General features: G+C 39.5%; 17 protein-coding genes and 1 riboswitch. Of the genes, 9 read left to right on the top strand and 8 right to left on the bottom strand.

Annotation, left to right across the window (positions count from 1 at the left end; all coding sequences use genetic code 11):
• The first annotated feature begins 1 nt into the window (after position 1).
• Positions 2-805 carry an undecaprenyl-diphosphate phosphatase gene (locus BTO22_RS00925; protein ID WP_105053915.1) on the top strand — a complete coding sequence of 268 codons (804 nt, stop codon included), beginning with the start codon at positions 2-4 and terminating at the stop codon, positions 803-805.
• A gap of 189 nt (positions 806-994) precedes the next feature.
• Here the strand turns inward: BTO22_RS00925 and BTO22_RS00930 are convergent, their stop codons facing one another.
• Positions 995-2218: a multifunctional CCA addition/repair protein gene (locus BTO22_RS00930; RefSeq protein WP_105053916.1), complete on the bottom strand. Its 1224-nt coding sequence runs from the start codon at positions 2216-2218 to the stop codon at positions 995-997.
• A 139-nt stretch (positions 2219-2357) separates the two neighbouring features.
• Between BTO22_RS00930 and BTO22_RS00935 the strand changes: the two genes are divergently transcribed.
• Positions 2358-3911 carry an AAA family ATPase gene (locus BTO22_RS00935; protein ID WP_105053917.1) on the top strand — a complete coding sequence of 518 codons (1554 nt, stop codon included), beginning with the start codon at positions 2358-2360 and terminating at the stop codon, positions 3909-3911.
• A complete protein-coding gene (locus BTO22_RS00940; RefSeq protein WP_105053918.1) occupies positions 3912-4598 on the top strand; it encodes a general secretion pathway protein GspB in 687 nt (228 codons plus the stop codon).
• Between the two features lie 92 nt (positions 4599-4690).
• Here the strand turns inward: BTO22_RS00940 and BTO22_RS00945 are convergent, their stop codons facing one another.
• The 3 genes from BTO22_RS00945 to BTO22_RS00955 all read right to left on the bottom strand — a co-directional run bounded on the left by BTO22_RS00945 (position 4691) and on the right by BTO22_RS00955 (position 7471).
• A complete protein-coding gene (locus tag BTO22_RS00945; protein WP_060992588.1) occupies positions 4691-5302 on the bottom strand; it encodes a TIGR04211 family SH3 domain-containing protein in 612 nt (203 codons plus the stop codon).
• A 174-nt stretch (positions 5303-5476) separates the two neighbouring features.
• Entirely contained in the window at positions 5477-6763 is a 1287-nt protein-coding gene (locus tag BTO22_RS00950) for an inorganic phosphate transporter (protein WP_105053919.1), read from the bottom strand.
• A gap of 27 nt (positions 6764-6790) precedes the next feature.
• A complete protein-coding gene (locus BTO22_RS00955; protein WP_105053920.1) occupies positions 6791-7471 on the bottom strand; it encodes a TIGR00153 family protein in 681 nt (226 codons plus the stop codon).
• 186 nt (positions 7472-7657) lie between these two features.
• Here BTO22_RS00955 and BTO22_RS00960 point away from each other — a divergent pair, with 186 nt between their 5' ends.
• Positions 7658-9175: a CYTH and CHAD domain-containing protein gene (locus tag BTO22_RS00960; RefSeq protein ID WP_060992585.1), complete on the top strand. Its 1518-nt coding sequence runs from the start codon at positions 7658-7660 to the stop codon at positions 9173-9175.
• A gap of 44 nt (positions 9176-9219) precedes the next feature.
• Here BTO22_RS00960 and BTO22_RS00965 read toward each other — a convergent pair whose 3' ends face one another.
• A complete protein-coding gene (locus BTO22_RS00965) occupies positions 9220-9981 on the bottom strand; it encodes an ion transporter (RefSeq protein WP_061004707.1) in 762 nt (253 codons plus the stop codon).
• 120 nt (positions 9982-10101) lie between these two features.
• On the opposite strand from BTO22_RS00965, the gene BTO22_RS00970 reads away from it, so the two are divergent.
• From BTO22_RS00970 to hldE, 3 genes are all read left to right on the top strand, one after another.
• Entirely contained in the window at positions 10102-11703 is a 1602-nt protein-coding gene (locus tag BTO22_RS00970) for a methyl-accepting chemotaxis protein (RefSeq protein ID WP_060992583.1), read from the top strand.
• 136 nt (positions 11704-11839) lie between these two features.
• The gene (gene glnE / locus BTO22_RS00975; protein WP_105053921.1) at positions 11840-14701 is read left to right on the top strand and encodes a bifunctional [glutamate--ammonia ligase]-adenylyl-L-tyrosine phosphorylase/[glutamate--ammonia-ligase] adenylyltransferase; all 2862 of its coding nucleotides are present in this window, start codon (positions 11840-11842) and stop codon (positions 14699-14701) included.
• Between the two features lie 138 nt (positions 14702-14839).
• A complete protein-coding gene (hldE, locus tag BTO22_RS00980; RefSeq protein WP_105053922.1) occupies positions 14840-16270 on the top strand; it encodes a bifunctional D-glycero-beta-D-manno-heptose-7-phosphate kinase/D-glycero-beta-D-manno-heptose 1-phosphate adenylyltransferase HldE in 1431 nt (476 codons plus the stop codon).
• A gap of 103 nt (positions 16271-16373) precedes the next feature.
• On the opposite strand, the gene BTO22_RS00985 is transcribed toward hldE, so the two are convergent.
• Positions 16374-17642, bottom strand: a complete 1269-nt coding sequence (locus BTO22_RS00985; RefSeq protein ID WP_105053923.1) for a cation:proton antiporter — start codon at positions 17640-17642, stop codon at positions 16374-16376.
• 181 nt (positions 17643-17823) lie between these two features.
• Here BTO22_RS00985 and metH point away from each other — a divergent pair, with 181 nt between their 5' ends.
• On the top strand, positions 17824-21504 hold the full coding sequence (gene metH / locus BTO22_RS00990; protein WP_105053924.1) for a methionine synthase: 3681 nt from the start codon (positions 17824-17826) through the stop codon (positions 21502-21504).
• A gap of 83 nt (positions 21505-21587) precedes the next feature.
• On the opposite strand, the gene lysC is transcribed toward metH, so the two are convergent.
• Entirely contained in the window at positions 21588-22940 is a 1353-nt protein-coding gene (gene lysC / locus BTO22_RS00995; protein WP_105053925.1) for a lysine-sensitive aspartokinase 3, read from the bottom strand.
• A 65-nt stretch (positions 22941-23005) separates the two neighbouring features.
• A riboswitch (Lysine riboswitch) is annotated at positions 23006-23178 on the bottom strand.
• 215 nt (positions 23179-23393) lie between these two features.
• On the opposite strand from lysC, the gene BTO22_RS01000 reads away from it, so the two are divergent.
• Entirely contained in the window at positions 23394-24503 is a 1110-nt protein-coding gene (locus tag BTO22_RS01000) for a pyridoxal-phosphate-dependent aminotransferase family protein (protein ID WP_105053926.1), read from the top strand.
• A gap of 61 nt (positions 24504-24564) precedes the next feature.
• Here BTO22_RS01000 and BTO22_RS01005 read toward each other — a convergent pair whose 3' ends face one another.
• Positions 24565-26319: a PglL family O-oligosaccharyltransferase gene (locus tag BTO22_RS01005; RefSeq protein WP_105053927.1), complete on the bottom strand. Its 1755-nt coding sequence runs from the start codon at positions 26317-26319 to the stop codon at positions 24565-24567.
• Positions 26320-26345: the final 26 nt, after the last annotated feature.

Consider the following 26345-nt stretch of genomic DNA (forward strand, 5'->3'; position numbering starts at 1 on the left):
AATGACGTACTTTGAAGCTTTTTTTCTTGCTTTACTGCAAGGATTTACTGAATTTTTACCTATTTCAAGTTCTGCTCACCTTATCCTTCCTTCTGCCGTTCTTGGATGGCCTGATCAAGGTTTAGCCTTTGATGTCGCTGTGCATGTTGGTACGTTAGCTGCTGTTGTTATCTATTTTAGAAAGGAAGTGGTGACTCTATTAACTGCTTGGATTGGCTCTATTGTTAAAAAAGAACACAATAAAGAATCTAAGCTGGCTTGGTTAATTATTTTATCGACTATTCCAGCCGCATTATGTGGATTGTTATTCAAAGATTTTATTGAAGTATATCTACGCAGTGCATGGGTGATTGCAACGACGACGATTGTATTTGGTCTCTTGCTTTGGTGGGTGGATAAAAATTCAGAGTTAGCGAAAGGTGAATATGAGATGACGTGGAAAAAAGCGTTATTTTTAGGTGTTGCTCAAGCAATGGCTATGATCCCTGGTACGTCTCGTTCTGGTATTACGATTACTGCTGCTCTTTATCTAGGTTTTACTCGTGAAGCGGCGGCTCGTTTTTCATTTTTAATGTCTATCCCAATCATCACTCTTGCTGGTTCTTACCTTGGCCTTAAATTAGCAATGAGCGATGTTTCTGTGAATCTAGGCTTGTTAAGTACGGGTGTTTTGGTTTCTTTTATTAGTGCTTATATTTGTATTCATTTCTTCTTAAAGCTGATTTCAAGCATGGGAATGACGCCGTTTGTTATCTACCGTTTGTTGTTAGGTGCCGGCTTGTTTGCTTGGTTAAGTTTCGGTTAGAAACTAGAGGCTATACGCTTCGCTAACTAGAAACGATAAGAGCGAGTATTGCTGGCGTGGCAATGTTCTAGGCTTCAGGGCGCTATGCTTGCAGGTTTCAGGTGTACTCGGTTTTGATTTTCCTGAAACCTGAAACCTTAGCTTTTATAGTTCCTAGAGCGAAGCGTTCTAGTCAGCGTAGCGTATAGCTTATTTGATATCCAACTTATCCTTCACCGCTTCAATTCGTCTTTTGGTCAACTCATCTCTAATCTCTGGTCCTTTAAACCCAGCCGCAACCACTTCTTTTACTTCCACATTTTTTGCTGCTTCAAACGCCATTTCAAAACGTGTTTTTTGTGTATAAGGTTCAGATTCTAATCCTAATCGTCCTGCATGATCTGCTTGGCAACAAAGTAAAATAGGTTCTAAACGCTCTGGTTTACGCCATACATCCATTTTATCAAGTATTTTAATAAAGGTCTGAGCGCGAAGTTCAGAAGCTCGATGAATATTGGTGTGGTGCTCGCAAACTAACAAAGCTAAGTCTCTATATTCATTGGGAACTTTAACTCGAGTACACAGTTTTTTAATAAGTTTAATACCTGTATGACAATGCATTTTATGACTTGGCCATTCAGATTCTGGTGTTATACCTTTACCTAAGTCATGAACTTGAGCAGCAAAGCGAGTGGGTAAATCTTCGCTTAGCAATGCGGCTTGTTGAGTAACCATTAATGTATGAATGCCAGTATCTATTTCTGGGTGCCATTTTTCTGGTTGAGGTACACCAAACAATGCATCCAACTCTGGTAATACAACAGCTAGGGCACCGCACTCTTTTAACACAGAAAGAAATATCTCTGGATGTTGGCTTGATAAGGATTTTTCCCATTCCTGCCATACACGCTCTGGAGTTAGGTGAGATAACTCTCCACTCTCTACTAAGGTTTTCATTAATGTCATTGTCTCAACTGCGATAGTAAAGCCAAGATGATGAAAACGAGCTGCAAATCGAGCGACACGTAAAACACGCAACGGATCTTCGACAAAGGCCTCTGATACGTGACGTAATAGGCGATTCTTTAAATCCCCCTGTCCATTGTAAGGATCAATGAGTTCACCATCACCAGTTTTAGCAATAGCGTTAATGGTTAAATCACGGCGCAGTAAATCTTCTTCTAACGTAACGTCAGGTTCTGCATAACAAGTAAATCCTTTATAACCTTGGCCGCTTTTACGTTCAGTTCTTGCTAACGCATATTCTTCTTTGGTTTTTGGATGTAAGAAAACAGGAAAGTCTTGTCCGACAGCTTGATAGCCGAGCGAACCCATTTCGTTAGGGGTAGATCCAACGACAACCCAATCTTTATCTTTTACATCAATATTGAGAAGTGAATCTCGAACGGCACCACCAACTAAATAAATTTCCACGTTTTGCCCTACTAGCTGTCAAGATAAAGAGAACTTTCTTTACTTTCTTAACTCCAATGATACCGTGCAATCATAGGTTTTCGACTTTTTATTCCATATTTATTCTTGGAATTATTCAGATAAGGCAAACACCATTTTTATGTACCAAGATTTTTTTGGCTTTAATGAGCTTCCATTTTCAATGACGCCTAATGCGCGTTTTCTCTATTTGAGTGAACGCCATAAAGAAGCGCTGAATTATTTATTGTCTGGGTTAGGGCAAGGTGGTGGGTTTGCATTATTAACAGGAGAGGTCGGTACGGGTAAAACGACGGTATCAAAAGCTTTGTTTTCTAAATTAGAAAATAAAGTGCACTTAGCCTTAATTCTAAACCCTACATTTAGCGCTCAAGAATTGCTTGAAGCTATCTGCGATGAGTTGGAGATTATCTATTCAAATAGCACCTCTTTGAAAAACTTAACAGATAATATTGTTGGCTTTCTTAAACAAGAAAGAGAGAAAGGTTTTCAAACGATAGTTGCGATTGATGAAGCACAGCACTTAGGTCCAGATGTTTTAGAACAACTTCGTTTATTGACGAATTTTGAAACGGACAGTGACAAATTATTGAAAGTTCTTTTAATTGGCCAACCTGAACTGCAGCAGAAATTACAACAAACTAATTTACGTCAACTAGCGCAACGTATTACGGCCAGGTATCACTTATTACCATTAACCCCAAAAGAAATTGAGTATTATATTACCCATCGTTTAACGGTGGCGGGTGGGGATATTTCCTTATTTCCAGCATCGGTAATTAAAAAAATAGCTCATCATTCTAGTGGGATACCTCGCGTCGTAAATTTATTGTGTGATAAAGCACTTTGGATAAGTTATCAGAGCGGCAATAAGATCGTAAATAGCAAAGCGGTAGAGCAGGCGAGAGAGTTGGTGCTTGATTGGCAAAGTTCTCCAGAAGTGAGAACTCATCAGAGAGATTCTTTTGCATTCACCCCACTAGTTATAGCATTGGGTCTCTCTGCATTATTGAGTTTAGGGAGTTATCATTTTCTTCCTAAATATTTAGATGCTCATTACCCAATGAGTGCGCCTATCGTAGAGGCGCCATTAATTGGATTTGAATCTCAATCAGATGCGTTTCAAGCTTTATTATCGGTATGGGGTTATTCAACCAATTCATTTCAAGCCAATTGTACCAATGCAAAAAGAGCACAATTATATTGTTTAGACAGTAACGGAAGTTTAAATGATTTGCTGGCGATTAACAGACCTGCAGTGGTTTGGTTACAACAGGCAACAGGTGATGATTTATTAGCGCTTGTTTATCGTGTTGATTCTAAAGGGGTGGAATTGCTTTTGCCCTCTGAACATGTTGAAGTTTCTCATCAATGGTTTGAGCAACATTGGAATGGGGCTTATATTCAATTGTGGAAAAAACCAATTATTACCGACAGAGCAATGAAACGTGGTGATAAAGGGGAGGCGATTTTAGAGCTAAATCGTTTATTGTCCTTTGCATTAGAACAACCCTTCAGTAATTTAGATAGATTTAATAAAGAGACAGAAAAGCAAGTGAAAGAGTTTCAGGAAATATTTGGTTTAACCACCGACGGTGTTGCAGGCTCAAGTACATTAATGTGGTTAGACAGTGTGGTTAATATTGATGCGCCTTTGCTGCAAGGAGGTGAATAAATGTCGTCTTTCCGTATTCCTTTAGGGGTGTTAGGCTCAATTGTTGTGCTTCCTCCTTTGATGATATCTAGCTATCTTTCATTACCTTACTATAAAGCGTCTCAACAGGAGATAGAGCCTTACAAACCTACATATACGGTATTATCACTACCCGTTTTAGAAACGGTAAAGCTACCGCTACGAGCGACAGCGTTATCTTTAAGTCGTTTAAAAGAACCGACGAAAAAAGTGAATTCAATCGAAGAATTTAGAGGGAAGTCGGATTCAAAAGATAATGTAGAAAATATCGCAGTTGAACAAAATCAAGAACCTTTAGATATTGATAATCTCGATTTATCTGGGTTGTCACCGGAATTGGCTGCGCGATTTGAATCTATTTTAAATGAACCATCTGAGGTTGAGGAGCGAAATGAAAGCGATTCTGCTAAGTATGGTGACTCCTCATATGTTGAGTTAGATAAAAAAGGTGCTCAATTTTCAGGACGCTTACCACCGCTTAATTTTCAAACGCATAATTATACTTCTAAGGCGAGTCGTCGTTGGGTAAAAGTAAATGGTAGGGAAGTGAATCTTGGAGGGCATATTTCAAATGGAATTACATTATTAGAAATAAATCCAAGAAATGTAGTGATTGATTTTGAAGGTCAAAAGATAGAAATTCCCGCTCTGTATGAGTGGAAAGGTTAATATCAATTCCAGTAATTACATTGGTATAAAAAAGCTCAGATAATTCTGAGCTTTTTTGTATATAACGTTTGAAGATTAGTTATCAATAATGATTAAGACCAACCGTTTTGTTTTTTCTTACGGCTTGGGATCATGTGAGGAAGTAGAAGGCCAAATAATAGACCAATACCTGCAACACCACCGCCGTACATGAAGTACTTAAGTAATAAATCTTCTTTTTGCGTATCTAGCTTAGCGCGTAACTCGCGAATTTCAGACTGAGAGCTAACCAATTGGTTATTTACATCACTGTAGCTCTGCTCTAAATCTTGCATTTGTTGGTTACGTTGAGTCAGACTATCAGCTAAGCCCGCTTTCTCATCATTTGCTGCTTTACGAGCGTTAGCCAGTTGTGTTTTTACTGAAGTAAGTTCAGCTTCAACTTTTGGTAAACGCTCACCTAGACCAGCTTGGCGAGAAACAAATTTACTTTCAACCCAGCCTTTACGGCCTTTAGTATCAACAATTTGTGTGAAACCAGAGTTTTTGTTGCTGCTTAATAGAGTAATGCGTTCACCGGCATTTACACTACCAATGATCTTGTATTGATTACTTGGACCTGAGTGCATGTACGTAAACAGGTTATCAGAAATATAACGAGTTTGAGCTTGCGCTGGCGCAGCAATAGCCCAAGTAAGTAGAATCAGGCTAATAAAATGCTTCACAATAATATTCCTTTGACAAATTGGCCTTGAACCTTCTAAGTAAAGAGAAAAAAAATTTACTCATCACGACAGATTCAAACGAAGTTATAGATACTAAAAATATTTAAGCCCAGATGCAAGAAAAGAGGAGATATTACTCTCCTCTTTGTGCAATTGTTTCAAAATTGATTAAGCTTATGCGCTAACGCCAATACCGAAGATTGCTTGCATTGCGTAGTAGAAAACTACAGCCAATAATGCACCAGCTGGTAAGGTTACAACCCAAGACGCGACAATGTTACGTACCACACCTAAGTTTAGTGCGCCAATACCACGTGCAAAACCTACACCTAATACCGCACCTACAAGCGTTTGCGTTGTTGAGATAGGGAGACCTGTGCCTGAAGCGAGTACTACCGTTGATGCTGTTGCTAGTTGAGCTGCAAAGCCACGGCTAGGAGTTAGTTCAGTGATACCCGTACCTACCGTTGCCATTACTTTATGGCCTAGTGTTGCAAGACCAACAACGATACCAATACCACCTAGAGGAAGGATCCACCAAGCGATAGTACTCTTCGTTGTGATTTCACCCATATGTTCAACTGTTGAAACAACAGCAGACAGTGGACCAATCGCGTTAGCAACATCGTTAGAACCATGAGCAAATGCCATCGCACATGCGGTAATAACCATTAACGTACTAAAAATACTTTCTACGCCAGTAAAACCACGGCTGTCTTTCTCGTCATTTACGGTATTTGCAAATTTACGAGAGATATACAGATAACCACCAACCATCACTAATGCTGATACGCCTGCAGATGCAATCCATGCTTCACCGTTGCTTAAATGTAGACCAACGTGCTTTAGACCTTTCTTGATAGTAACAAGTGCAATAACCATAGTGGTTATGAACATGTACACAGGAACAAAACGTTTAGCATTCATTAATGGTTTATCAGTATCAAATATCAGTCGTTGAGCACTGATAAAGATCATATAAGCAAAAATACCGGATATGAGTGGGGTGATTAACCAGCTCCCTACGATACCTTGAACTGAGTTCCAATCAACTGCTTCAGTACCTACGGCAACACACGCAAAACCGATGATAGCACCGATAATTGAGTGAGTTGTTGATACTGGCCAGCCCATGTAAGACGCAAGCAATAACCAAGTACCCGCAGCAAGAAGTGCTGACATCATGCCGTAAACTAATACTTCAGGCTGATGGGCAAAAAGAGAGGTATCAATTACCCCTTTACGAATTGTATCTGTAACTTCGCCACCTGCAAGGTATGCCCCTGCAAATTCGAAGATCATAGCAATGATGATCGCTTGTTTTACTGTTAGTGCTTTAGACCCTACAGAGGTGCCCATTGCATTGGCTACATCATTTGCACCAATACCAATAGCCATAAGGAAGCCGAAGAAGGCCGCAACTAAAATAAGGGTCGTGCCGTAGTTAGCAAGAATATCCATTGTATTACCTGTTACTGAATCACAAACTTATGAGCGAGATAGCATTAGTTCTAAACGAGAACCAACACGCTGTGCTTGGTCGGCAATGCCACCAACCCACTCAAGGATTTTATAAAGGAACATAACATCGATCGGATTGTACTTGTGTTCGATGCTCATGAGTTGCTGGCGCAGTTGAATTTGCAATTCGTCAGTATCATCTTCAATGATATCTAATTTATTGATCATCTCAGCAACCAAAGTGACTTCACGTCCCTTAAAGCCGGTTTCTAATAGCTCGTCCAATTCGCTGATGACTTCTTGCGCTTGATTAGCCGCATCTAAACAACGTTGAACATAAGCTAAAAATGCGTCCTGCATAGAGCTTGGAATTTCAAGTTGGCGACCAACAACGCGACCTGCGATGTCTTTAGCCAGATTTGCAAGTTTATCTTGCTGAGTTAACAGACCGAGCATGTCGGTACGGTCAACAGGCATGAATAACCCACGAGGAAGTTTTAAACGAATTTCACGTTTTAGAACATCCGCTTCTTTCTCTAAATGAGAAATTTGTGCACGAAGTTCACCCGCTTTTTCCCAATCACCTTTTGCACACGTTTCGAAAAACGGAATAAGAAGTGAGCAGCATTCATTGACACAAACAACGTGACGCTGCAGAGGTTTCATTGGGGACTTTGCGAATAACCCCATAATAGTATTTACTGGCATGGTTTCTTAACCTAATAAAACAAGTACCTAATGGTGAATTGTTAGACGATGGCCATAAAGGCGCGAATGTTAACCCAATCCCACTATCAATAAAACTACTTTAGATCATGGTTTTGGCATTATTTGTTGCTTGATACCGAACAGTTTAAGCCATATCCTTGGAAAGACAACGGTTATGAGGTCATTATGGAAACTGAAATAGAACTGAAATTTTTTGTTTTTCCTGAGTTTGTAGACACTATTATAGACAAAATATCAGGAGCGAAAGTCATAGAGCAGAGTTGCCTTAACTTGGGTAACATCTATTTTGACACACCCGAACAGCATCTTCGTAAGCATGACACAGGCTTACGTATTCGTCGATTTAACGATGAAAGAACCCAAACATTGAAGACTGCAGGTCGAGTTGTTGCCGGATTACACCAGCGACCAGAGTACAATGCAGAGCATGATTCTGATGTCCCTAATGTCAATTTACACCCTCAAGATGCTTGGCCTAGCGATATTACGTTAGACGATCTTCAGCAACAGTTAGCCCCTTTATTTTCGACTAATTTCGTACGTCAACAATGGTTAGTTGCGATGCCTGATGGCAGTGAAATAGAACTGGCCTTTGACCAAGGTGAAGTCATTGCTGGTGATAAAACCACACCAATTTGCGAAGTAGAACTAGAGCTTAAGTCAGGACAAACGGATGCATTATTTACACTAGCTCGTGATTTATGTAGCTCGGGTGGAATGCGTCTAGGTAACCAAAGTAAAGCGGCCAAAGGGTATCGTTTAGCGATGAATACTCCAGCGGATAAAGTAAAAAACTTGTCGTTAGTGAGAACGGAGTCTAGTGACAGCGTTGAAACGTGCTTTATTAATTCTTTGGAATACGCACTTTCTCATTGGCATTATCACGAACAAATTTATATCGACACACAAGATCTACTTGCTTTGCAGGAGATCCGTATAGCGATAGCCTTTCTACGCCAAATATTTTTGGTGTTTGGTGAAATGGTGCCAAAACGTGCAAGTGAATTGTTGCGCCAAGAGTTAAAGTGGTTAGAAGAGCAGCTTCATTGGTTAGATGAATCAGAGCACCTAGACTACTTAATTGAAGAAAAAGGCAATGTATTAAGAAAATTAGATGCGAGAAAGTTCTTAGTTGCTAGTCTTAAAGAAAGTGCAGAATCGTTACCAAAGACAGATGAAATGATGTCTTTATTAATGTCATCTCGTTATTGTGGTTTGCTATTAGATTTGAGTCGTTGGATTTTAACGCGTGATTGGCAGCCATTTTTAGACGATAAAAAGCGTCAAATATTGCAAGAATCTATCGATAGTCATTCTGGGACTTTACTCGACCGTACTTGGGAAGCATTAGATTCCGCATTCTCTACAGAAAATCAATTATTACCCGTAGATTACTTTAAGCAAAAAATGCGTTTACGCCGAAATCTAATGACAGGGACGTGTTTTGCTCTTATTTATGACGATGAGAGACGAAAAGGGTTCCGCTTACCTTGGCTTGATTTATTGCAAGGTATAGATGACTTGATGAGTTTGGAACCATTAAGAACTCGAGTTCAGTTGCTGGATGACGAGGAAGAGCGAGAGCAACTTGTGCGTTGGTTACTCCGCCAAGAGCGTTCAATTCTTCATGCGATGGAACAAACCCGTAAAGCGGGGCTAGAATACCCTCCTTATTGGCAATAACTTTACGTCTAATAAGAATGTGTAATCATATAAAAGAGAAGTAATCACTTCTCTTTTATATTATTTATCTGATCTAGCTTTTGTAGTATTTCAGTTTGTTGTTGTAAAAGTAGTTCTAGCTTTTCATCTCTATGGTGCCTATCTTCTTGTTCTTTTTTTCTTTTCTCAATTTTTGAGGGCTCGGTAATTATTGAAGTTATCAAACCTGAAATCATACCAAAAATCCCCACACCTGAAATAATCACTAATACAGCCAGTATTTTTCCAGCCATGGTTACTGGGTAGTGATCGCCATATCCAACCGTTGATATAGTTACAAAAGCCCACCATACCGCATCGCTTGCTGTATGGATATTTGCATTAGGATCATTGCCTTCAAACATCAGCATAAAGACAGACCCTAAAGAAATTAGGGTGACCATTAAAATTAGAATAGAAGCAATGGTCGCTTCTTTTCGATTTGATTGGATTTGTTTTAACAAAGATTGGCTTGAACGAAGTAAACGAAAAACACGTAAAATATGAAATATACGAGCATAGCGTACTGGTTCAATAATTGGGATGCTAGCAACAAAGTCAATCCAGTGTTCTTTTAAATATTGGAGCTTATGTTTGCTACGGAAAAAATCAACTGAAAGCTGAAATATAAAGAGACCACATATAATGGTATCAAGGGTGATCAGTATCGTTCGGCTATTGTGTTCTAGTGGTACGAACAGAAGGCTTGAGATCACAATTAACGATAAAAAGGATAGTATCAGTGACATTAAACTCATGGGTTTAAGGTCAATTTTGTTATGATTCATGTTAATTACTTATGTCTGTCTGTCGATATAAAATAGAAATATGTGTTTGCATGATGATAAGCGTTATACGTTTTATCATGCACTAAAAAAATTGATTCCGAAAGGTAGTGAGGGAAGAGAATGTTAACAATAGCTTTTAAGCCATGGGAAAGGCTGGTCACTGATATTAAGTTAGTGCCAAAGCTGGTCATTTTAATGGTATTTAGTACGGTTTTATTGGTGTCAAAACAGTTATGGGACGCAAATACTTTTTATCAAGCAGTAATTACTATTCAAAAAGAGCAAGCCAAAGAGTCAGCTATTGCCAGCGCTGAGTTAGTTGATAGCATTTTAAGTAATAAGCCAAACGGTAAAGAACTCGCTAGTGAGGCAATTAGTATTCAATCTAATGCATTGGCTAAAGGTAATTATGTTTATGTGATAGATCGTGATAGCGGCAAAGTGTTTGGTCATCAATCGGTGAAGTCACTTTCTTCTCTTTCGTCTTCATTAGATGAGGGGCGTTCATTAAAAGAGGTGCTTCAGGGGCTTTCTTCTCAAAAAGCGTATTCTCTTAATGATCACAGTCGTTATGAATTTGCAGTAAAAGTGCCTAGCCATAATTGGGTAGTGGTGGCTTCTCAAACATCAGAGAGTGCTGAGGTATATTATCAAGATTATCTTTTCCAAGTTATTTGGCAAACGATAGTCATGATCGTTGCTTTTATGGTTATTCTTCTTGGTGCTTCAAGTATTATGTTACGTCAAATGCGCTACTTAAATGCATCAATGAAAGAAATTGCAGCCCAAAATTTATCTGAACCGGTAGAAATGAACTGTAAAGATGAATTTGGTGATTTAGCAAGAGAGTTAAATAAAACCCGTTTACAACTTAAATCAGTCGTTGAAACTCAATTGGCGGCTTCCCAAGAGTTATCTAGCCTAACAGAGATCATGACGATCAGTATGGAAGGAACAAAAGAAGCTGCTCAAGAAGAGTTTGCTGAAATAGATCAACTTGCTACGGCGATGAGTGAAATGAGTTCAACGGTACAAAATGTGGCAGAAAATGCACGTAATGCATCGGCTGGTACAGAGCAAGCTCAAGAGCAAGCAAAAGTCGGGCAACAGTTTGTAGAAGGTACGATCGTTAAAATTCAAGCGCTATCTGGTGACATTGCCGCTTCTGCTGAGGTGGTTAATCAGGTTGAAGAGCGTGTTATGTCTATTAGCTCAGTGGTTGAAACGATTCGTGGTATTTCAGAGCAGACGAATTTATTGGCATTAAATGCGGCAATTGAAGCTGCACGAGCTGGGGATGCTGGACGTGGTTTTGCTGTGGTTGCAGATGAAGTTAGAAACCTAGCGCAAAGTACACAAGGTGCCACGGTTGAAATTCAAGATATGATCACTCAACTTCAAAATAGTGCAAATCAAGCGGTTGAGCTAATGGAGAAAAGTGTTGTTGAAGCGGCTGAAGGTGTTGAGTTAGTGACTAACGCTGGTACAGAGTTAAACAGTATTGTGAGCCAAGTTAGTAGTATTAATGAAATGAACTTCCAAATCGCAAGTGCGGCAGAACAGCAAAGCAGCGTTGCGGAAGAAATGGATCAAAACCTGACGAATGTTCGAGAGCTGGTTGACGCTTCTGTGGTTGTCATGACAGAGCTAACAGAGACTTCTGAAGAGATGCAAAAAAATGCGGAAGAATTAGAAGAAAAAATGAAAGTATTTAAGATCTAACGCATTAGTTTTATTTCCTGACGCCTACACTCAGTTGTAGGCGTTTTTGTTTGCGGCTAATAATAAAGTTTGGCACCATTATTTTATCCGTTATGCTGTATTAACTAACGTTATGGAAATTTCGATAAGGAATATCATGTCTTTGCCATCATCATTACAAACTCTTGCTGAGCGTCGTCAGCAAGAGTTGACTCATCTTTCTCATGTTCAAAATTGGCCTGAACTGTATCAGCAGCAATTACTTATTGCTCTTGGCTGTAGTGACTTTTTACACGAATGCTTTCAAAAAGATGAATTCCTGTGTCAGCATTTTCCATCAATGTTTAAAGCAGCAGACAGAAGTGAGCAATACCGCTCTCGATTACAGGCAATACTGTCGTCCTGTACTGATGAACATGGATTAATGAGAGAGCTACGTTATTTCCGCCGACGTGAAATGGCTTATATAGCATGGCGCGATTTTACTTATACTCATTCCGCTGACAATAATTGGTCTTTAGAAATCAGTCTTTCTCACCTTTCCTTACTCGCAGAAGCACTAATAGTTGAATCTTACCAATGGCTTTACAAGCAAGCATGTATTGATTGGGGAACACCAAGAAATGCGCAAGGTGAAGAGCAGCCGATGCTCATTATTGGTATGGGTAAACTAGGTGGCGGAGAGTTGAACTTCTCATCTGATATCGATTTGATTTTTACTTATCCCGAAAATGGCGAGACAGAAGGCGCTCGTCGAAGTATTGCGAATGCTCAATTCTTTACACGCTTAGGTCAAAAACTAATTAAAGCGTTAGATCAAACGACAGTTGATGGTTTCTGTTATCGAGTTGATTTGCGTTTACGTCCTTTTGGTGAAAGTGGACCATTAGTGATGAGTTACGCTGCACTTGAAGATTATTATCAAGAACAAGGACGTGATTGGGAACGTTACGCGATGATCAAAGCGCGAGTGATGGGAAAAGAAACGTACAGTCATTACCAAGAATTGCGTCAAATGTTACGCCCATTCGTTTTCCGTCGTTATATTGATTTTGGTGCCATTCAAGCACTACGTCGAATGAAATCAATGATAACAACAGAGGTTCGCCGCCGTGGTTTACATGACAATATAAAACTTGGCGCTGGTGGTATTCGAGAAGTTGAGTTTATTGCTCAAGTATTCCAATTAATTCGCGGTGGTAGAGAGCCTTCTTTACGAGGTCGAGGATTATTAGAAACATTAATAGCGATTAAAGAACTAGGGCAATTATCTGTTCAAGAAATTGATGACCTCACCAACGGTTATTGCTTTTTACGTCGTTTAGAGAATTTATTACAAGCGATTGGAGACCAACAAACTCAAACCTTACCAATGGATGATCGCGACCAAACTCGTCTTGCTTTTGCTATGGGAATGGAACATTGGGCTGAGTTGTACTCTGAAATAGAGCACCATATGAATACGATTCATGCCGTATTTGAAGACTTAATTGGCCATGAAGAAGAGGAATCAGAGAGTAGTGTTGGTAAAGCGTATATTGAGTTATGGGATATGGCACATAACCAAGATGTACTTGAGCATATATTACAAGAACTCAACCCAGAACAAGCTGAATCGTTAACTCAACATATTATTGAGTTTAAAGGCGAGTTGAAAAAGAAAACCCTTGGTCCAAGAGGTCGAGAAGCGATTACTAATCTGATGCCGAAGTTGTTTAGTGTGGTGATCAGTCGAGAAGATGTTAGTGATACCTTACCTCGTATTACCAAACTTATTCAAGCGATTGCAACTCGAACGACTTACCTAGAGCTCCTTGATGAGCATAGCGGAGCATTGCAACATCTGGTTCGCCTGTGTGCGGCAAGCCCAATGGTTGCAGAACAGTTAACGCGTTATCCAATTTTGTTGGATGAATTACTGGATATAAATCAACTCTATAACCCAATTGAGTTGAGCCAATATAAAATTGAATTAAATGAGTTTCTTGCCCGCATTCCAGAAGATGATATGGAACAGCAGATGGAGGCTTTACGCCAATTTAAGCAAGTCTGTTTATTAAGAATTGCGGCTTCAGATATTGCTGGCGGACTCTCTTTAATGAAAGTAAGTGACCACTTAACGTACTTATCAGAAGCAATTGTTGAAGCTGTAGTAAATCAAGCATGGTTACAAGTCACTGAAAAATTTGGCGAACCTACTCATCTTGAGGGACGAGACAGTAAAGGCTTTGCGGTGATTGGCTACGGTAAAGTGGGGGGCTGGGAGTTAGGGTATAACTCCGATCTTGATATCGTATTTATGCACGATTGCGATGTAAATACGTACACTAATGGTAAAAAAGAGATCGATGGTCGTCAGTTCTACCTGCGATTAGCGCAACGAATTATTCATATTTTCTCTGTACGTACCTCTTCTGGTATTTTGTATGAAGTAGATACGCGTTTACGTCCATCTGGGGCATCAGGTTTGTTGGTAAGTACTAGCGAAGCCTTTGATGAGTACCAACGAGAAGATGCATGGACATGGGAGCATCAAGCTTTGGTTCGTGCTCGCATGATCTATGGTGATACGGCGTTACAATCGGCGTTTAATGCAACGCGACATGATATTCTTTGTTTAGAGCGAGATGAAAATAAGCTACAGAAAGATGTTGTCGAAATGCGTGAAAAAATGCGAGATCACTTAGGTGGGAAGAAAGCTGGTCGCTTTATGATTAAGCAAGATGCAGGAGGTATTACTGATATTGAGTTTTTAGCACAGTATTTAGTTTTGAATCACAGTCATCAAGCGCCAAAACTAACCCGATGGTCCGACAATGTTCGTATTTTTGAAAGCTTTTCTGAGCAGAATGTAATGAGTGAAGAGTTATCTCAATCATTAATTCATGCTTATTGTGTAATGAGAAATGAGATCCATCATCGCAACTTATTGGGTTTCGATGCCGATGTTGCTGATACCAGTTTTATCGAAGAGCGACAAGCGGTAGTCACAGCTTGGAAGCAATGGTTTGGTGAGTAATATTACTTAACCTTGAGTTTATTATTTCTAAGTTGGCGCAGAACTTGCGTAAATGCTACCATTTATAGCAGATAATTTTTATAAATAGCTCGAACCAATAATGGTGGATGATTTGCTGTTTATTACCCGGAGAAAAGAATGAAACCAACACTTCCTAATTACGATCAATCCGGTGTATTGATTGTTGGTGATGTAATGCTTGACCGCTATTGGGGTGGTCCAACAACTCGTATTTCACCTGAAGCTCCAGTTCCTGTGGTTAAAGTTAATAATATTGAAGAGCGTCCTGGTGGTGCTGCTAACGTAGCGATGAATATTGCCGCATTAGGTGGCGATGCTCATCTTGTTGGTCTTGTTGGTGATGATGAACCAGCAAAAGCGCTAGAGGCAACATTAGCGTCATTAAAAGTACATTGTGATTTTGTTACTCTTCCTGAGTTTCCAACGATTACTAAATTACGAGTGATGAGCCGTGGCCAACAGCTTATTCGTCTTGATTTTGAAGAGAGCTTTCATGATGTACCCGCTGAACCATTGATCAGCCGTATGCAAGCGACCTTATCAAAAGTAAAAGCCGTTGTATTATCGGATTACGCAAAGGGCGCACTAGAGCACGTACAATTAATGATTCAAGAAGCTCGAAAAGTAAATGTTCCTGTATTCATTGATCCTAAAGGTGCGGATTTTGAGCGTTACCGTGGTGCGACGTTATTAACACCAAACATGCTTGAGTTTGAAACGGTTGTTGGCAAAGTAAAAGATGAAGATGACTTGGTAGTGAAAGGCCAACAAATCATTGAAGAATTTGATTTTGAAGCTTTGCTTGTTACTCGTAGTGAACATGGCATGACATTGCTTCGTCGCGATATGGAACCACTGCACTTACCAACACTTGCTCGTGAAGTATTTGATGTAACTGGTGCCGGTGATACGGTAATTTCTGTACTGGCAGCATCAGTATCAACAGGTAAACCGCTTGATGAAGCATGTGCTTTAGCAAATGCCGCTGCTGGTGTTGTGGTTGGTAAACTTGGTACATCAACGCTATCAACGATTGAATTGGCAGAAGCGATTCACGGTAGCCAAGATTCTGGTTTTGGTATTATTGGTGAAGAACAGCTGATCAGCGCGGTAAAACAAGCGCGTGAACGTGGTGAAAAAGTCGTTATGACTAATGGGTGTTTTGACATTCTTCATGCGGGTCATGTGTCTTACTTAAATCATGCAGCAGAGTTGGGTGATCGCCTAATTGTTGCGGTAAATACGAATGAATCAGTACAACGCCTGAAAGGCCCTGGTCGTCCAATTAATCCTACGGATCGTCGTATGGCAGTATTGGCTGGCTTAGGTGCGGTTGATTGGGTTGTTCCTTTCTCTGAAGATACGCCACAACGTTTAATCTCAGAAGTATTGCCAACCATGCTAGTAAAAGGTGGTGATTATGTGATTGAAGATATTGCTGGTGGTGCAGAAGTCATTGCAGCCGGTGGTGAAGTTAAAGTATTGAACTTTGAAGATGGTTGTTCAACAACTGGCATCATTGAAGCGATTAAAGGCGGTAGAGGTTAATTCTTCTCTGCTCATAAATCTTTAGAACGTTAAAAATAAAAGCCCCATTATCTAGCTGGATAATGGGGCTTTTTTATAAGGTTTATAGAAAGTTAACTAAGTATCATTCTAGTTTTTTTGCTTTCTCAATCATTTTTGTAATCGTTGAGCCTTGAACAAGAATAGAGAAAACAACGACAGAGTAAGTCATAACAAGGATTAGCTCTCGTACATCAATATTTTTATCTGGGATAACTAAAATACCAGATGGAATCGCCAAAGCCATTGCCAGAGCTAAGCCTCCACGAAGACCGCCCCACGTTAAAATATTAACTGATAGTGGGTTATAGGTTCTGAAACGCTTAAAACCAATGTATGAAATGAAAACACTTAAATAGCGACTTGCTAGTACCAATGGAATAGATATTGCCATTAAGATCCAATCTTCTTGGTGGAACTGGAACAGCAGCATAGACATACCAATAAGAAGAAATAACACGCCATTTAAAAACTCATCAACTAATTCCCAGAAGTGATCTAAATGATCTTCACTCTCTTTTGAAAAGCCAATATAGCGAGTCCAGTTACCAATCATGATTCCCGATACCACCATCGCTAATGGGCCTGAAACATGAAGTATTTCAGCAAATGCATAACCAGAGGTTGGAATACCTATCGTTAATAGTAACTCCATCGAGTGGTCATTGGTTGAGCTGATTAAGTAATGGAAAATTAGGCCTAAAACTAAACCATAAATGATGCCACCGATAGCTTCTTGTAAAAAGAGGGCGCTAACACTGCCTACTGTTGGTGTTTCTGAACCAAAAGCAATCGTAAATAGAGTGACAAAAATGACCAAACCAAAACCATCATTGAATAGAGATTCACCTTCAATTTGAGTTGAGATACGCTGTGGTGCATTGAGTTTCTTTACAATAGCGAGAACTGCAATTGGATCGGTTGGCGAGATAAGAGCACCAAATAATAGGCAGTAGATTAAATCGAAATTAATACCAATTAGGTTACATATTCCCCATAGGACAAAACCTATAAAGAAAGTAGAGAATAGAGTTGCGCCTAAAGCCAATACGGTAATTTCCCACTTTTGGTCTTTGAGGTTTTGTAATTTAATTCCTAAACCACCTGCAAACAATAAGAAACCTAATATTCCTTTTAAGAGAAAATCTTCGAAATTTATGTCTGTTAGCGTTTCAGTCGCAATCTCTCTAAGATTAAACCAACCATTATGACCCGCAACAATGATCACTAGTGATAGCATCATTGAACCTGCAGTGATTGCTATGGTTGTTTGCATTTTCCCTATTTTGCTATTAAAAAATGCGATTAACATAGCAGCTGCTGCAAGAAAACAGAGTGTGTTATATACGGACATTGTTTAACCTCTATATATGTTATTTGTGTAACAAAATGTGATAGAGGTCATTTTCCACTCAAATTGATAAATATCAAACTTTATTTCTAATTTGTGAAAATAAAACCATTTTGGACGTCTAGATTTCTATTAGATGTGTGATAGGATTGTAACAGAAAAGTATTATGGATGAGGCTGTACCGTGGCAGGAAGCAATAAGAAAACTCAAATAGAAAAACAACTTTTAGAACGTATACTTTTGATAGATGGTGGTATGGGTACCATGATCCAAGAGTATAAGTTTGAAGAGCAAGATTATCGTGGAGAGCGCTTTAGTGATTGGCATTGTGATTTAAAAGGTAACAATGACCTTTTAGTGCTTTCTCGTCCTCAAATTATCAGGGATATTCATTCTGCTTATTTAGAAGCGGGTGCTGATATTTTAGAAACGAACACCTTTAACTCGACAACGATCGCAATGGCTGACTATGACATGGAAAGCCTGAGTGAAGAAATGAACTTTGAAGCGGCACGATTAGCAAGAGAAGTCGCAGATGAGTGGACATTAAAAACGCCTCATAAACCGCGTTATGTTGCTGGTGTTTTAGGCCCGACAAACCGAACGTGTTCTATTTCCCCAGATGTGAATGACCCTGGTTATCGAAATGTCTCTTTCGATGAATTAGTCGAAGCCTACTCAGAATCAACTCGTGCCTTAATTAAAGGTGGTTCTGATTTAATTCTTATCGAGACTATCTTTGATACCTTGAATGCAAAAGCCTGTTCTTTTGCTGTCGAATCTGTTTTTGAAGAAATGGGTATAACATTACCTGTAATGATCTCCGGTACGATAACCGATGCATCAGGACGTACCTTATCAGGACAAACAACCGAAGCTTTCTATAACGCATTACGTCATGTTAAACCAATCTCATTTGGTTTGAACTGTGCGTTGGGACCTGATGAGTTACGTGAGTATGTGAGTGAGTTATCTCGTATTTCAGAATGCAGCGTGTCTGCGCACCCTAATGCCGGCTTACCTAACGCCTTTGGTGAATATGACCTCTCTCCAGAAGAAATGGCAGAGTATGTAAAGGAATGGGCTGAAAGTGGTTTCCTAAATTTGATTGGTGGTTGTTGTGGTACAACACCTGAGCATATCCGCCAAATGGCACAAGTGGTTGAAGGTGTTAAGCCCCGTCAATTACCGACACTTCCTGTTGCTTGTCGTTTATCGGGTTTAGAGCCACTAACTATTGAAAAAGACTCTCTTTTTGTAAATGTCGGTGAAAGAACCAATGTTACCGGCTCTGCTCGCTTTAAACGTTTAATTAAAGAAGAGCTATATGATGAAGCATTAAGTGTCGCTCGTGAGCAAGTAGAAAACGGTGCTCAAATCATCGATATCAATATGGATGAAGGGATGCTTGATGCTGAAGCGTGTATGGTTAAATTCTTAAACCTGTGTGCTTCAGAACCTGAGATATCTAAAGTTCCTGTAATGGTCGATTCTTCTAAATGGGAAGTTATCGAAGCTGGACTTAAATGTATTCAAGGCAAGGGTATTGTTAACTCAATATCGCTTAAAGAAGGTAAAGAAAAATTCTTACAACAAGCTAAGCTAATCCGTCGCTATGGTGCTGCTGTGATTGTGATGGCTTTTGATGAAGTCGGCCAAGCGGATACGCGTGAGCGAAAAATAGAAATATGTACTAACGCTTATAACATCTTAGTGGATGAAATTGGTTTCCCACCAGAAGACATTATTTTTGACCCAAACATCTTTGCTGTTGCAACGGGGATCGATGAGCATAATAACTACGCTGTTGATTTTATTGAAGCCGTTGCTGATATAAAAAGAACGCTTCCCCATGCCATGATTTCAGGTGGCGTATCTAACGTATCATTCTCATTCCGAGGTAATAATTACGTACGTGAAGCGATTCACGCCGTGTTCTTATATCACTGTTTTAAGAACGGTATGGATATGGGTATCGTAAATGCAGGCCAATTAGAAATTTACGATAATGTACCTGAAGATTTACGTGAAGCGGTAGAAGATGTCGTACTTAACCGTCGTAATGATTCAACAGAACGCTTACTTGATATGGCAACAGAATATCTAGAACGAGCGGTCGGAAAGGTTGAAGATAAATCGGCTTTAGAATGGAGAACATGGTCAGTAGAAAAACGGCTTGAACATTCTTTAGTGAAGGGAATTACTGACTTCATTGTTGAAGATACAGAAGAAGCACGAGTCAATGCCGCTCGCCCTATTGAAGTGATCGAAGGTCCTTTAATGGACGGCATGAACGTCGTGGGTGATTTATTTGGTGAAGGGAAAATGTTCCTTCCTCAAGTGGTTAAGTCTGCGCGAGTGATGAAACAAGCCGTAGCGCATTTAGAACCTTTTATTAATGCTACGAAAGATGTCGGTTCAACTAATGGCAAAATCTTATTAGCAACGGTGAAAGGTGACGTTCACGATATCGGCAAGAATATTGTTGGGGTTGTTCTTCAATGTAATAACTATGAAATCATAGATCTTGGCGTGATGGTTTCTTGTGAGAAAATACTAAAAGTAGCGAAAGAAGAGAACGTCGATATTATTGGACTTTCAGGCCTTATTACACCATCACTTGATGAGATGGTTCATGTGGCTAAAGAGATGGAGCGTCAAGGATTTGATTTGCCACTTTTGATTGGTGGGGCAACGACGTCTAAAGCGCATACCGCGGTGAAGATAGAGCAAAATTACTCTCAACCTGTGGTTTATGTTAATAACGCTTCTCGTGCGGTTGGTGTTTGTACCTCGTTACTGTCTGATGAATTGAAACCAGCATTTATTGAGAAGTTGGATTTAGATTACGAGCGTGTGCGTGATCAACATAGCCGTAAAACACCACGAACAAAACCCGTTTCACTAGCAAGAGCACGAGCAAACAAAGTCGATATTGATTGGGTAAACTACACGCCTCCAGTACCTGTAAAGCCGGGTGTACATATTATTGATGATATGGATGTTGCGACGTTACGCGAATATATTGATTGGACTCCTTTCTTTATGACATGGTCTTTAATGGGCAAATACCCTGCAATTTTAGAGCATGAAGAGGTGGGTGAAGAAGCGAAGCGTTTATATAAAGACGCGAACGATTTGTTGGATCGTGTAGAAAAAGAAGGCTTACTAAAAGCACGAGGAATGTGTGCTCTTTTTCCTGCTAACAGTGTTGATGATGATATTGAAGTGTATACCGATGAATCACGCACTGAGGTATTGAAAGTGCTACATAATTTACGTCAACAAACAGAAAAGCCAAAAGGGTTTAACTATTGTTTATCTGATTATATCGCACCGAAAAAGAGCGGAAAGGCCGATTGGATTGGTGGCTTTGCTGTGACTGGTGGCATTGGTGAACGAGAGCTTGCAGATGACTATAAAGCCAAAGGTGATGATTATAATGCCATTATGATCCAAGCCGTTGCTGACCGTTTAGCTGAAGCGTTTGCCGAGTATTTGCATAAAGAAGTACGTAACGATATTTGGGGCTATTCTCCAGATGAAGACCTTTCAAATGATGATCTTATCCGTGAAAAGTATCAAGGTATTCGTCCTGCACCTGGATACCCTGCTTGTCCTGAGCATACAGAAAAAGGGACATTGTGGGAGTTGATGGATGTTGAAGAAGCAATAGGAATGTCGTTGACTTCTAGCTACGCTATGTGGCCGGGAGCCTCTGTTTCTGGTATGTATTTCTCTCATCCTGATTCTCGCTATTTTGCGATAGCTCAGATCCAAAAAGATCAAGCCGAGAGTTATGCTGAGAGAAAAGGCTGGAACATGCTAGAGACTGAAAAATGGTTAGGTCCAAACTTAAACTAGACTTCTTAAATAAAGCACATTAAAACAAAAAGCCCATTCACCAGTAACGAATGGGCTTTTTTAGATTAGCTTAAAGTGTAGGCTTATTTTTCAAAGAGCTCTTTATGTAGCACTTTTACAGCTTGTTTTGACTCTGACTCATGCAGTAAGAAGCAGAGGTTATGCTGACTTGCACCATAACAAATCATACGTAAATTGAAATCCTCTAAAGTACCGAATACTTGTTTAGCTGAGCCTTTAGAGTGACTCATTTGATTACCAATGAGGGCAACTAAGCATAAATTGTGTTCTATTTCTATTGTGCAGAGTTCTTCAAGTTCTTGCTGTGCTTCTGCTGGCAATTCAGGCGCTTTTCCGTTGGTATTTGTTTGATCCAATGTTAATGCAACACTGACTTCAGAAGTTGTAATTAAATCTACAGATATTTGGTATTTTGCCAAAATTTTAAACACTTCGGCAAGGAAACCGTAAGCATGGAACATGTTTGGACTATGCAACGTCACCATCGTTTGATTACAACGCAAGGTTAGTGCTCTAAATAAAGGCGCACTATTTACCTGTTGTTTAATCCATGTGCCGCCTTTTTCTGGTTCTTTTGATGAACCAACAAATACCGGAATTTGATGGCGAAGTGCTGGCAATAGGGTTGATGGATGCAATATTTTAGCCCCATAATTTGCCATTTCAGAGGCTTCGCTGAAACTGATTTCAGGGATTGGTGAGGCAGCAGAGGCAATGCGTGGATCGGTTGTATAAATACCCGAAACATCGGTCCAAATCTCTAATCCACACGCATTCACTGATTCTGCAATCAAAGCGGCACTGTAATCACTGCCTCCTCGACCTAATGTTGTTGTATTCCCTCGGCTATCTGAGCCAACAAAGCCCTGTGTTACAACGATATGTTTTTGGCATAGAGGTATCAGTTTTTCTCTAGCTAAACGAGTAATTTCTTCAAGTTGAGGTTCACCTTTACCAAACTTGGAATCGGTGCGTAGTATGGTTCGAATATCAAAGCGAACCGCAGAATTTCCACGTTCAATCAATAGTTGAGTAAAAAGGTGGGTAGACATTAACTCACCACACGCGACAAGGTGGTCAGTAAGTTTATCGCTAGGTTGGAAAGTCGCAGCGTCAGCCGCTTTTTCTATATCATCAAGAATTTCAAGAATGGCTTTTTCAGGGTAAATTGGATCGGAAAGTTGGTCTAATACTGAAAAATGTATGGACTTGAGTTCAGAGAGAATTGCTTTTTTTCTTTTGTTATCTTGTGTGCCGTTTGCGAGTTCAACTAAAAGATTAGTGACTCCAGAGCAAGCACTGATAACGACAAGGTGAGTATTTTGGTTCTGTTCTATGACATAAGCGCTGCGGCTCATTGCTTCAAAATTTGCAACACTTGTTCCGCCAAATTTAGCAACATTTATAGGGTTCACTTTCCTGTCTCCCGACTACATCCAATGTGGAAATAAATGTGAAGAGTCATAGCAAAAAATAAATAGCTGCTAGAAGCTCTCCACTTAAAATTAAGTGGCAATCGTAAGGATTCAGCCTATACGATCGATAATCTTTTCCCAATCAAGATTATCTCGGCACTGCTCTCCCTTACTTATTTGTTTAGGAGTTTGGGCTCCACAAATAAAGCTACCTAGGCAGTGCTCCTCTTCTGTGTATGTTTTATATAACAAAACATATGTTAACAATGTGCTTTTTTATGAAGTAAATGTCAATCAATAGTAATGACTTTATTTGCGTTTCTCCTATTTAAAGTAAATGTAAGTGTTTTATGGCTATTTTCTATAGTTAAGTCACTCTAATTACTTCGTCTAATTGAGTTTAATTATTATTGTGTCTATTCTTTATACACCCTATATTTCAAGGAGTGAATGATGCAAAGTTTTATCCCGCCAAAAAGAACCCTTATGGGACCTGGACCTTCTGATATATCGCCACAAGTATTGCAGGCATTAAGTCGCCCAACGATTGGCCACTTAGATCCTCTATTCATTAAAATGATAGATGAAGTAAAAGAGCTACTTAAGTATGCATTTCAAACAGAAAATGAGTTTACCATTGCGGTTTCTGCACCAGGAAGTGCAGGAATGGAAACCTGTTTTGTTAATCTCGTGGAAGAAGGCGAAAAAGTTTTAGTCTGTCGTAATGGTGTTTTTGGCGAGCGTATGCGTCAGAATGTTGAGCGATGTGGTGGAACTGTGATTGTTATCGATGATAAATGGGGTGAGCCAGTTTCACTAAATAAAGTTGAAGAGGCTTTACTGCAACATGCAGATATTAAGATCGTCGCTTTTGTGCATGCAGAGACATCAACCGGTGTATTAAGTGATGCTGAAGCCATTTCAACTCTTGCACGCCAGCATGGCTGCTTGACTATTGTTGATGCAGTAACGTCGTTGGGTGGTGTACCATTATTAGTTGATAAATGGCAATTAGATGCGGTTTATTCTGGTTCTCAAAAATGTTTATCTTGTACTCCTGGCTTATCTCCTGTGACGTTTTCCAAGCGAGCGGTCGATAAGATGAAATCAAGAACTAAAGCTGTTCAAAGCTGGTTCTTAGATCAAAGCTTAGTCCTGTCTTATTGGAGTGGTGAAGGAAAACGAAGTTATCACCATACTGCGCCTGTAAATAGTTTGTATGCATTGCACGAATCATTATTGATGCTTAAAAATGAAGGATTAGAAGCCGCGTGGAGTCGACATGCATTTTATCATCAAGAATTAAAAGAAGGATTAGAATCGCTAGGTATTCAGTTTATGGTTGATGAAGCGTATCGTTTACCACAGCTTAATGCCGTTTATATTCCAGAAGGTGTTAGCGACGTAGAAGTTAGGAGTCGATTACTGAATGAGTATAATTTAGAAATTGGCGCAGGGCTAGGTGATTTAGCCGGAAAGACTTGGCGTATTGGTTTGATGGGGTATGCGGCTAAAAAAGAAAATGTCGCATTATGTTTAAAAGCATTATCTGATGTTCTTTAGGTTGCAAATACAAAAGCCGCTAAAAACGTAGCGGCTTTTTACTGTTTCTTTATTTATGATTTTATTTTTGACGTAACTTTTCGTCGAGTTGTACCAATTCAAATTTGTTATTTGGAAAGAGATAAATGGCTTCTCTTCTAATATCTTCTGCTCTTTTTTCTTCGCCTAAAGCTTGATAAGCAATGATTAGGTTTTGATAAAAGGCTGGTCTTGGCTTGGTTTTAATCAGTTCTTTTGACCAAGTAATATAAGGCGTGATCAGTTCTGGTTTTTTGTTCATTATCCCAATGGATAGTTGAGCAGATAACACATCCCAATTAAATCTGTCTTCCCAAATCACAGGGTTAGTTACTTGATTTAAAATATCAGGGTTCATTGGTCGAGTGGTTTCAAATTTAGTTAAAACCCAATTCGTGTGAAGTGTTGAAAGCATATAAAAAGCAGTGACAATTGGCAGTACTAATGAGCTGACTCGTAATGTTATTTTACTGATATCACTAATGCGGTACTTTTTATATTTACAGCTTAGTTGATCTATCCAGAACAGAAGAATGATGAATGTAAACCAGTGCAGCATAGAGTGGTAAAATGGATACTCTAATTGACTATGAATAAAGATCGGAGCAATTAAAGCGAGCAAAGCAAATTGTGTATCTAGTTTGCTTTTTCGTATTTTGAGTAACACTCCTCCCGCGGCAATTAACAAACCTAATATTGCAACGATGCCACCTTCTACGCCCCAGTATAATACTTCATTGTGAGGATGATCCATTGAAGGCAACCCCGGTTTGTAGCTTGATGAAATTTGGTGTTGTTTTGCTGTATATAGGGTGTAATCAGCCTCGAAATTACCATAACCATAACCGGTAATCGGCTTTTCTAAAAACATGTCTAGAGCTTGTGGAAAGGTATACCGTCTCGGGCTTTCTAGATCCGCTTTTTGACTAATTAATGATACTTTAGATAAAGTATCTTGAGATAAGTTAAATAAAACAAAGCTACCACTAAAACCAATAATTAACGCTAATATCCAAGAAAAGAAACGTTGTTTCGTACAATATTTCCACATGTATGGCGTTAATAAAATAAGGCTGAAAGCCGTCGCTAGCCAACCTGTACGAGATGCTAATACGACGATCAGTGGTAAGGTAAATAAGATCGTTGCATAAAGTAGAGTGAGTGCAATAACATTTTCACGGTATTTAATTGGTTGTCGAGCAAGGAAGTAAGAGGCGATAGCGAGCCCTGTCGCTAGAAAACTTGCCATTACATTGGGTTGTTGAAAAATACCGTAAGGGCGATTCGCTATAACGTTATAACCGAAGCTGTTCCCTTCTTTTAGAAAAAGGTATTGGATATAGCCAAAAACCGCTTCGATTAACACTGAACCGATAATACACCACAAGAGCCACTGCTTCTGTTTATTTGAAAAGGTGAACTGTTGCAGAGTAATGAAGAAAAGTAATCCAGCCCATAAACCTAAAAACTTTCCTAAAGCTAATTGAGGGGAGGCATCATGATAAAACAGAGGAAGGGAAAGTAAGCTAACAGCGAACAATAAAACCAGAGTTAAGGTGGAATATTTAATTAGCCCCTGTTTTGCTGTATGAAATAAGGCAATTGCGATTGCAATACTTGCAGGGATCCAAGAGGCGGCATTGAATGCTAGGTGTAGCCCTGAACCTCCTGGGTTAGGTTGGAAAAAATGAGCACAAACAAAGAAAAGAACACTTAAGCTGAATAGATAGGATTTAGTTAATGGTTTTTTAATCTTTCTAGCTTCTAATAATGTTCCTTGAGTGAGTAGCGTTGCCATGTTTCATTAATTCCTTATTACGAGCA

The sequence above is a fragment of the Aliivibrio sifiae genome (assembly GCF_002954705.1).
GTDB lineage: Bacteria > Pseudomonadota > Gammaproteobacteria > Enterobacterales > Vibrionaceae > Aliivibrio > Aliivibrio sifiae_A.

Bases quoted from the DNA above. Each gene is read 5' to 3' on its own strand.
- BTO22_RS00925 (WP_105053915.1), top strand. From the start codon at position 2: ATGACGTACTTTGAAGCTTTTTTTCTTGCTTTACTGCAAGGATTTACT.
- BTO22_RS00935 (WP_105053917.1), top strand. From the start codon at position 2,358: ATGTACCAAGATTTTTTTGGCTTTAATGAGCTTCCATTTTCAATGACG.
- BTO22_RS00940 (WP_105053918.1), top strand. From the start codon at position 3,912: ATGTCGTCTTTCCGTATTCCTTTAGGGGTGTTAGGCTCAATTGTTGTG.
- BTO22_RS00950 (WP_105053919.1), bottom strand. From the start codon at position 6,763: ATGGATATTCTTGCTAACTACGGCACGACCCTTATTTTAGTTGCGGCC.
- BTO22_RS00955 (WP_105053920.1), bottom strand. From the start codon at position 7,471: ATGCCAGTAAATACTATTATGGGGTTATTCGCAAAGTCCCCAATGAAA.
- BTO22_RS00960 (WP_060992585.1), top strand. From the start codon at position 7,658: ATGGAAACTGAAATAGAACTGAAATTTTTTGTTTTTCCTGAGTTTGTA.
- BTO22_RS00965 (WP_061004707.1), bottom strand. From the start codon at position 9,981: ATGAATCATAACAAAATTGACCTTAAACCCATGAGTTTAATGTCACTG.
- BTO22_RS00970 (WP_060992583.1), top strand. From the start codon at position 10,102: ATGTTAACAATAGCTTTTAAGCCATGGGAAAGGCTGGTCACTGATATT.
- glnE (WP_105053921.1), top strand. From the start codon at position 11,840: ATGTCTTTGCCATCATCATTACAAACTCTTGCTGAGCGTCGTCAGCAA.
- hldE (WP_105053922.1), top strand. From the start codon at position 14,840: ATGAAACCAACACTTCCTAATTACGATCAATCCGGTGTATTGATTGTT.
- BTO22_RS00985 (WP_105053923.1), bottom strand. From the start codon at position 17,642: ATGTCCGTATATAACACACTCTGTTTTCTTGCAGCAGCTGCTATGTTA.
- BTO22_RS01000 (WP_105053926.1), top strand. From the start codon at position 23,394: ATGCAAAGTTTTATCCCGCCAAAAAGAACCCTTATGGGACCTGGACCT.
- BTO22_RS01005 (WP_105053927.1), bottom strand. From the start codon at position 26,319: ATGGCAACGCTACTCACTCAAGGAACATTATTAGAAGCTAGAAAGATT.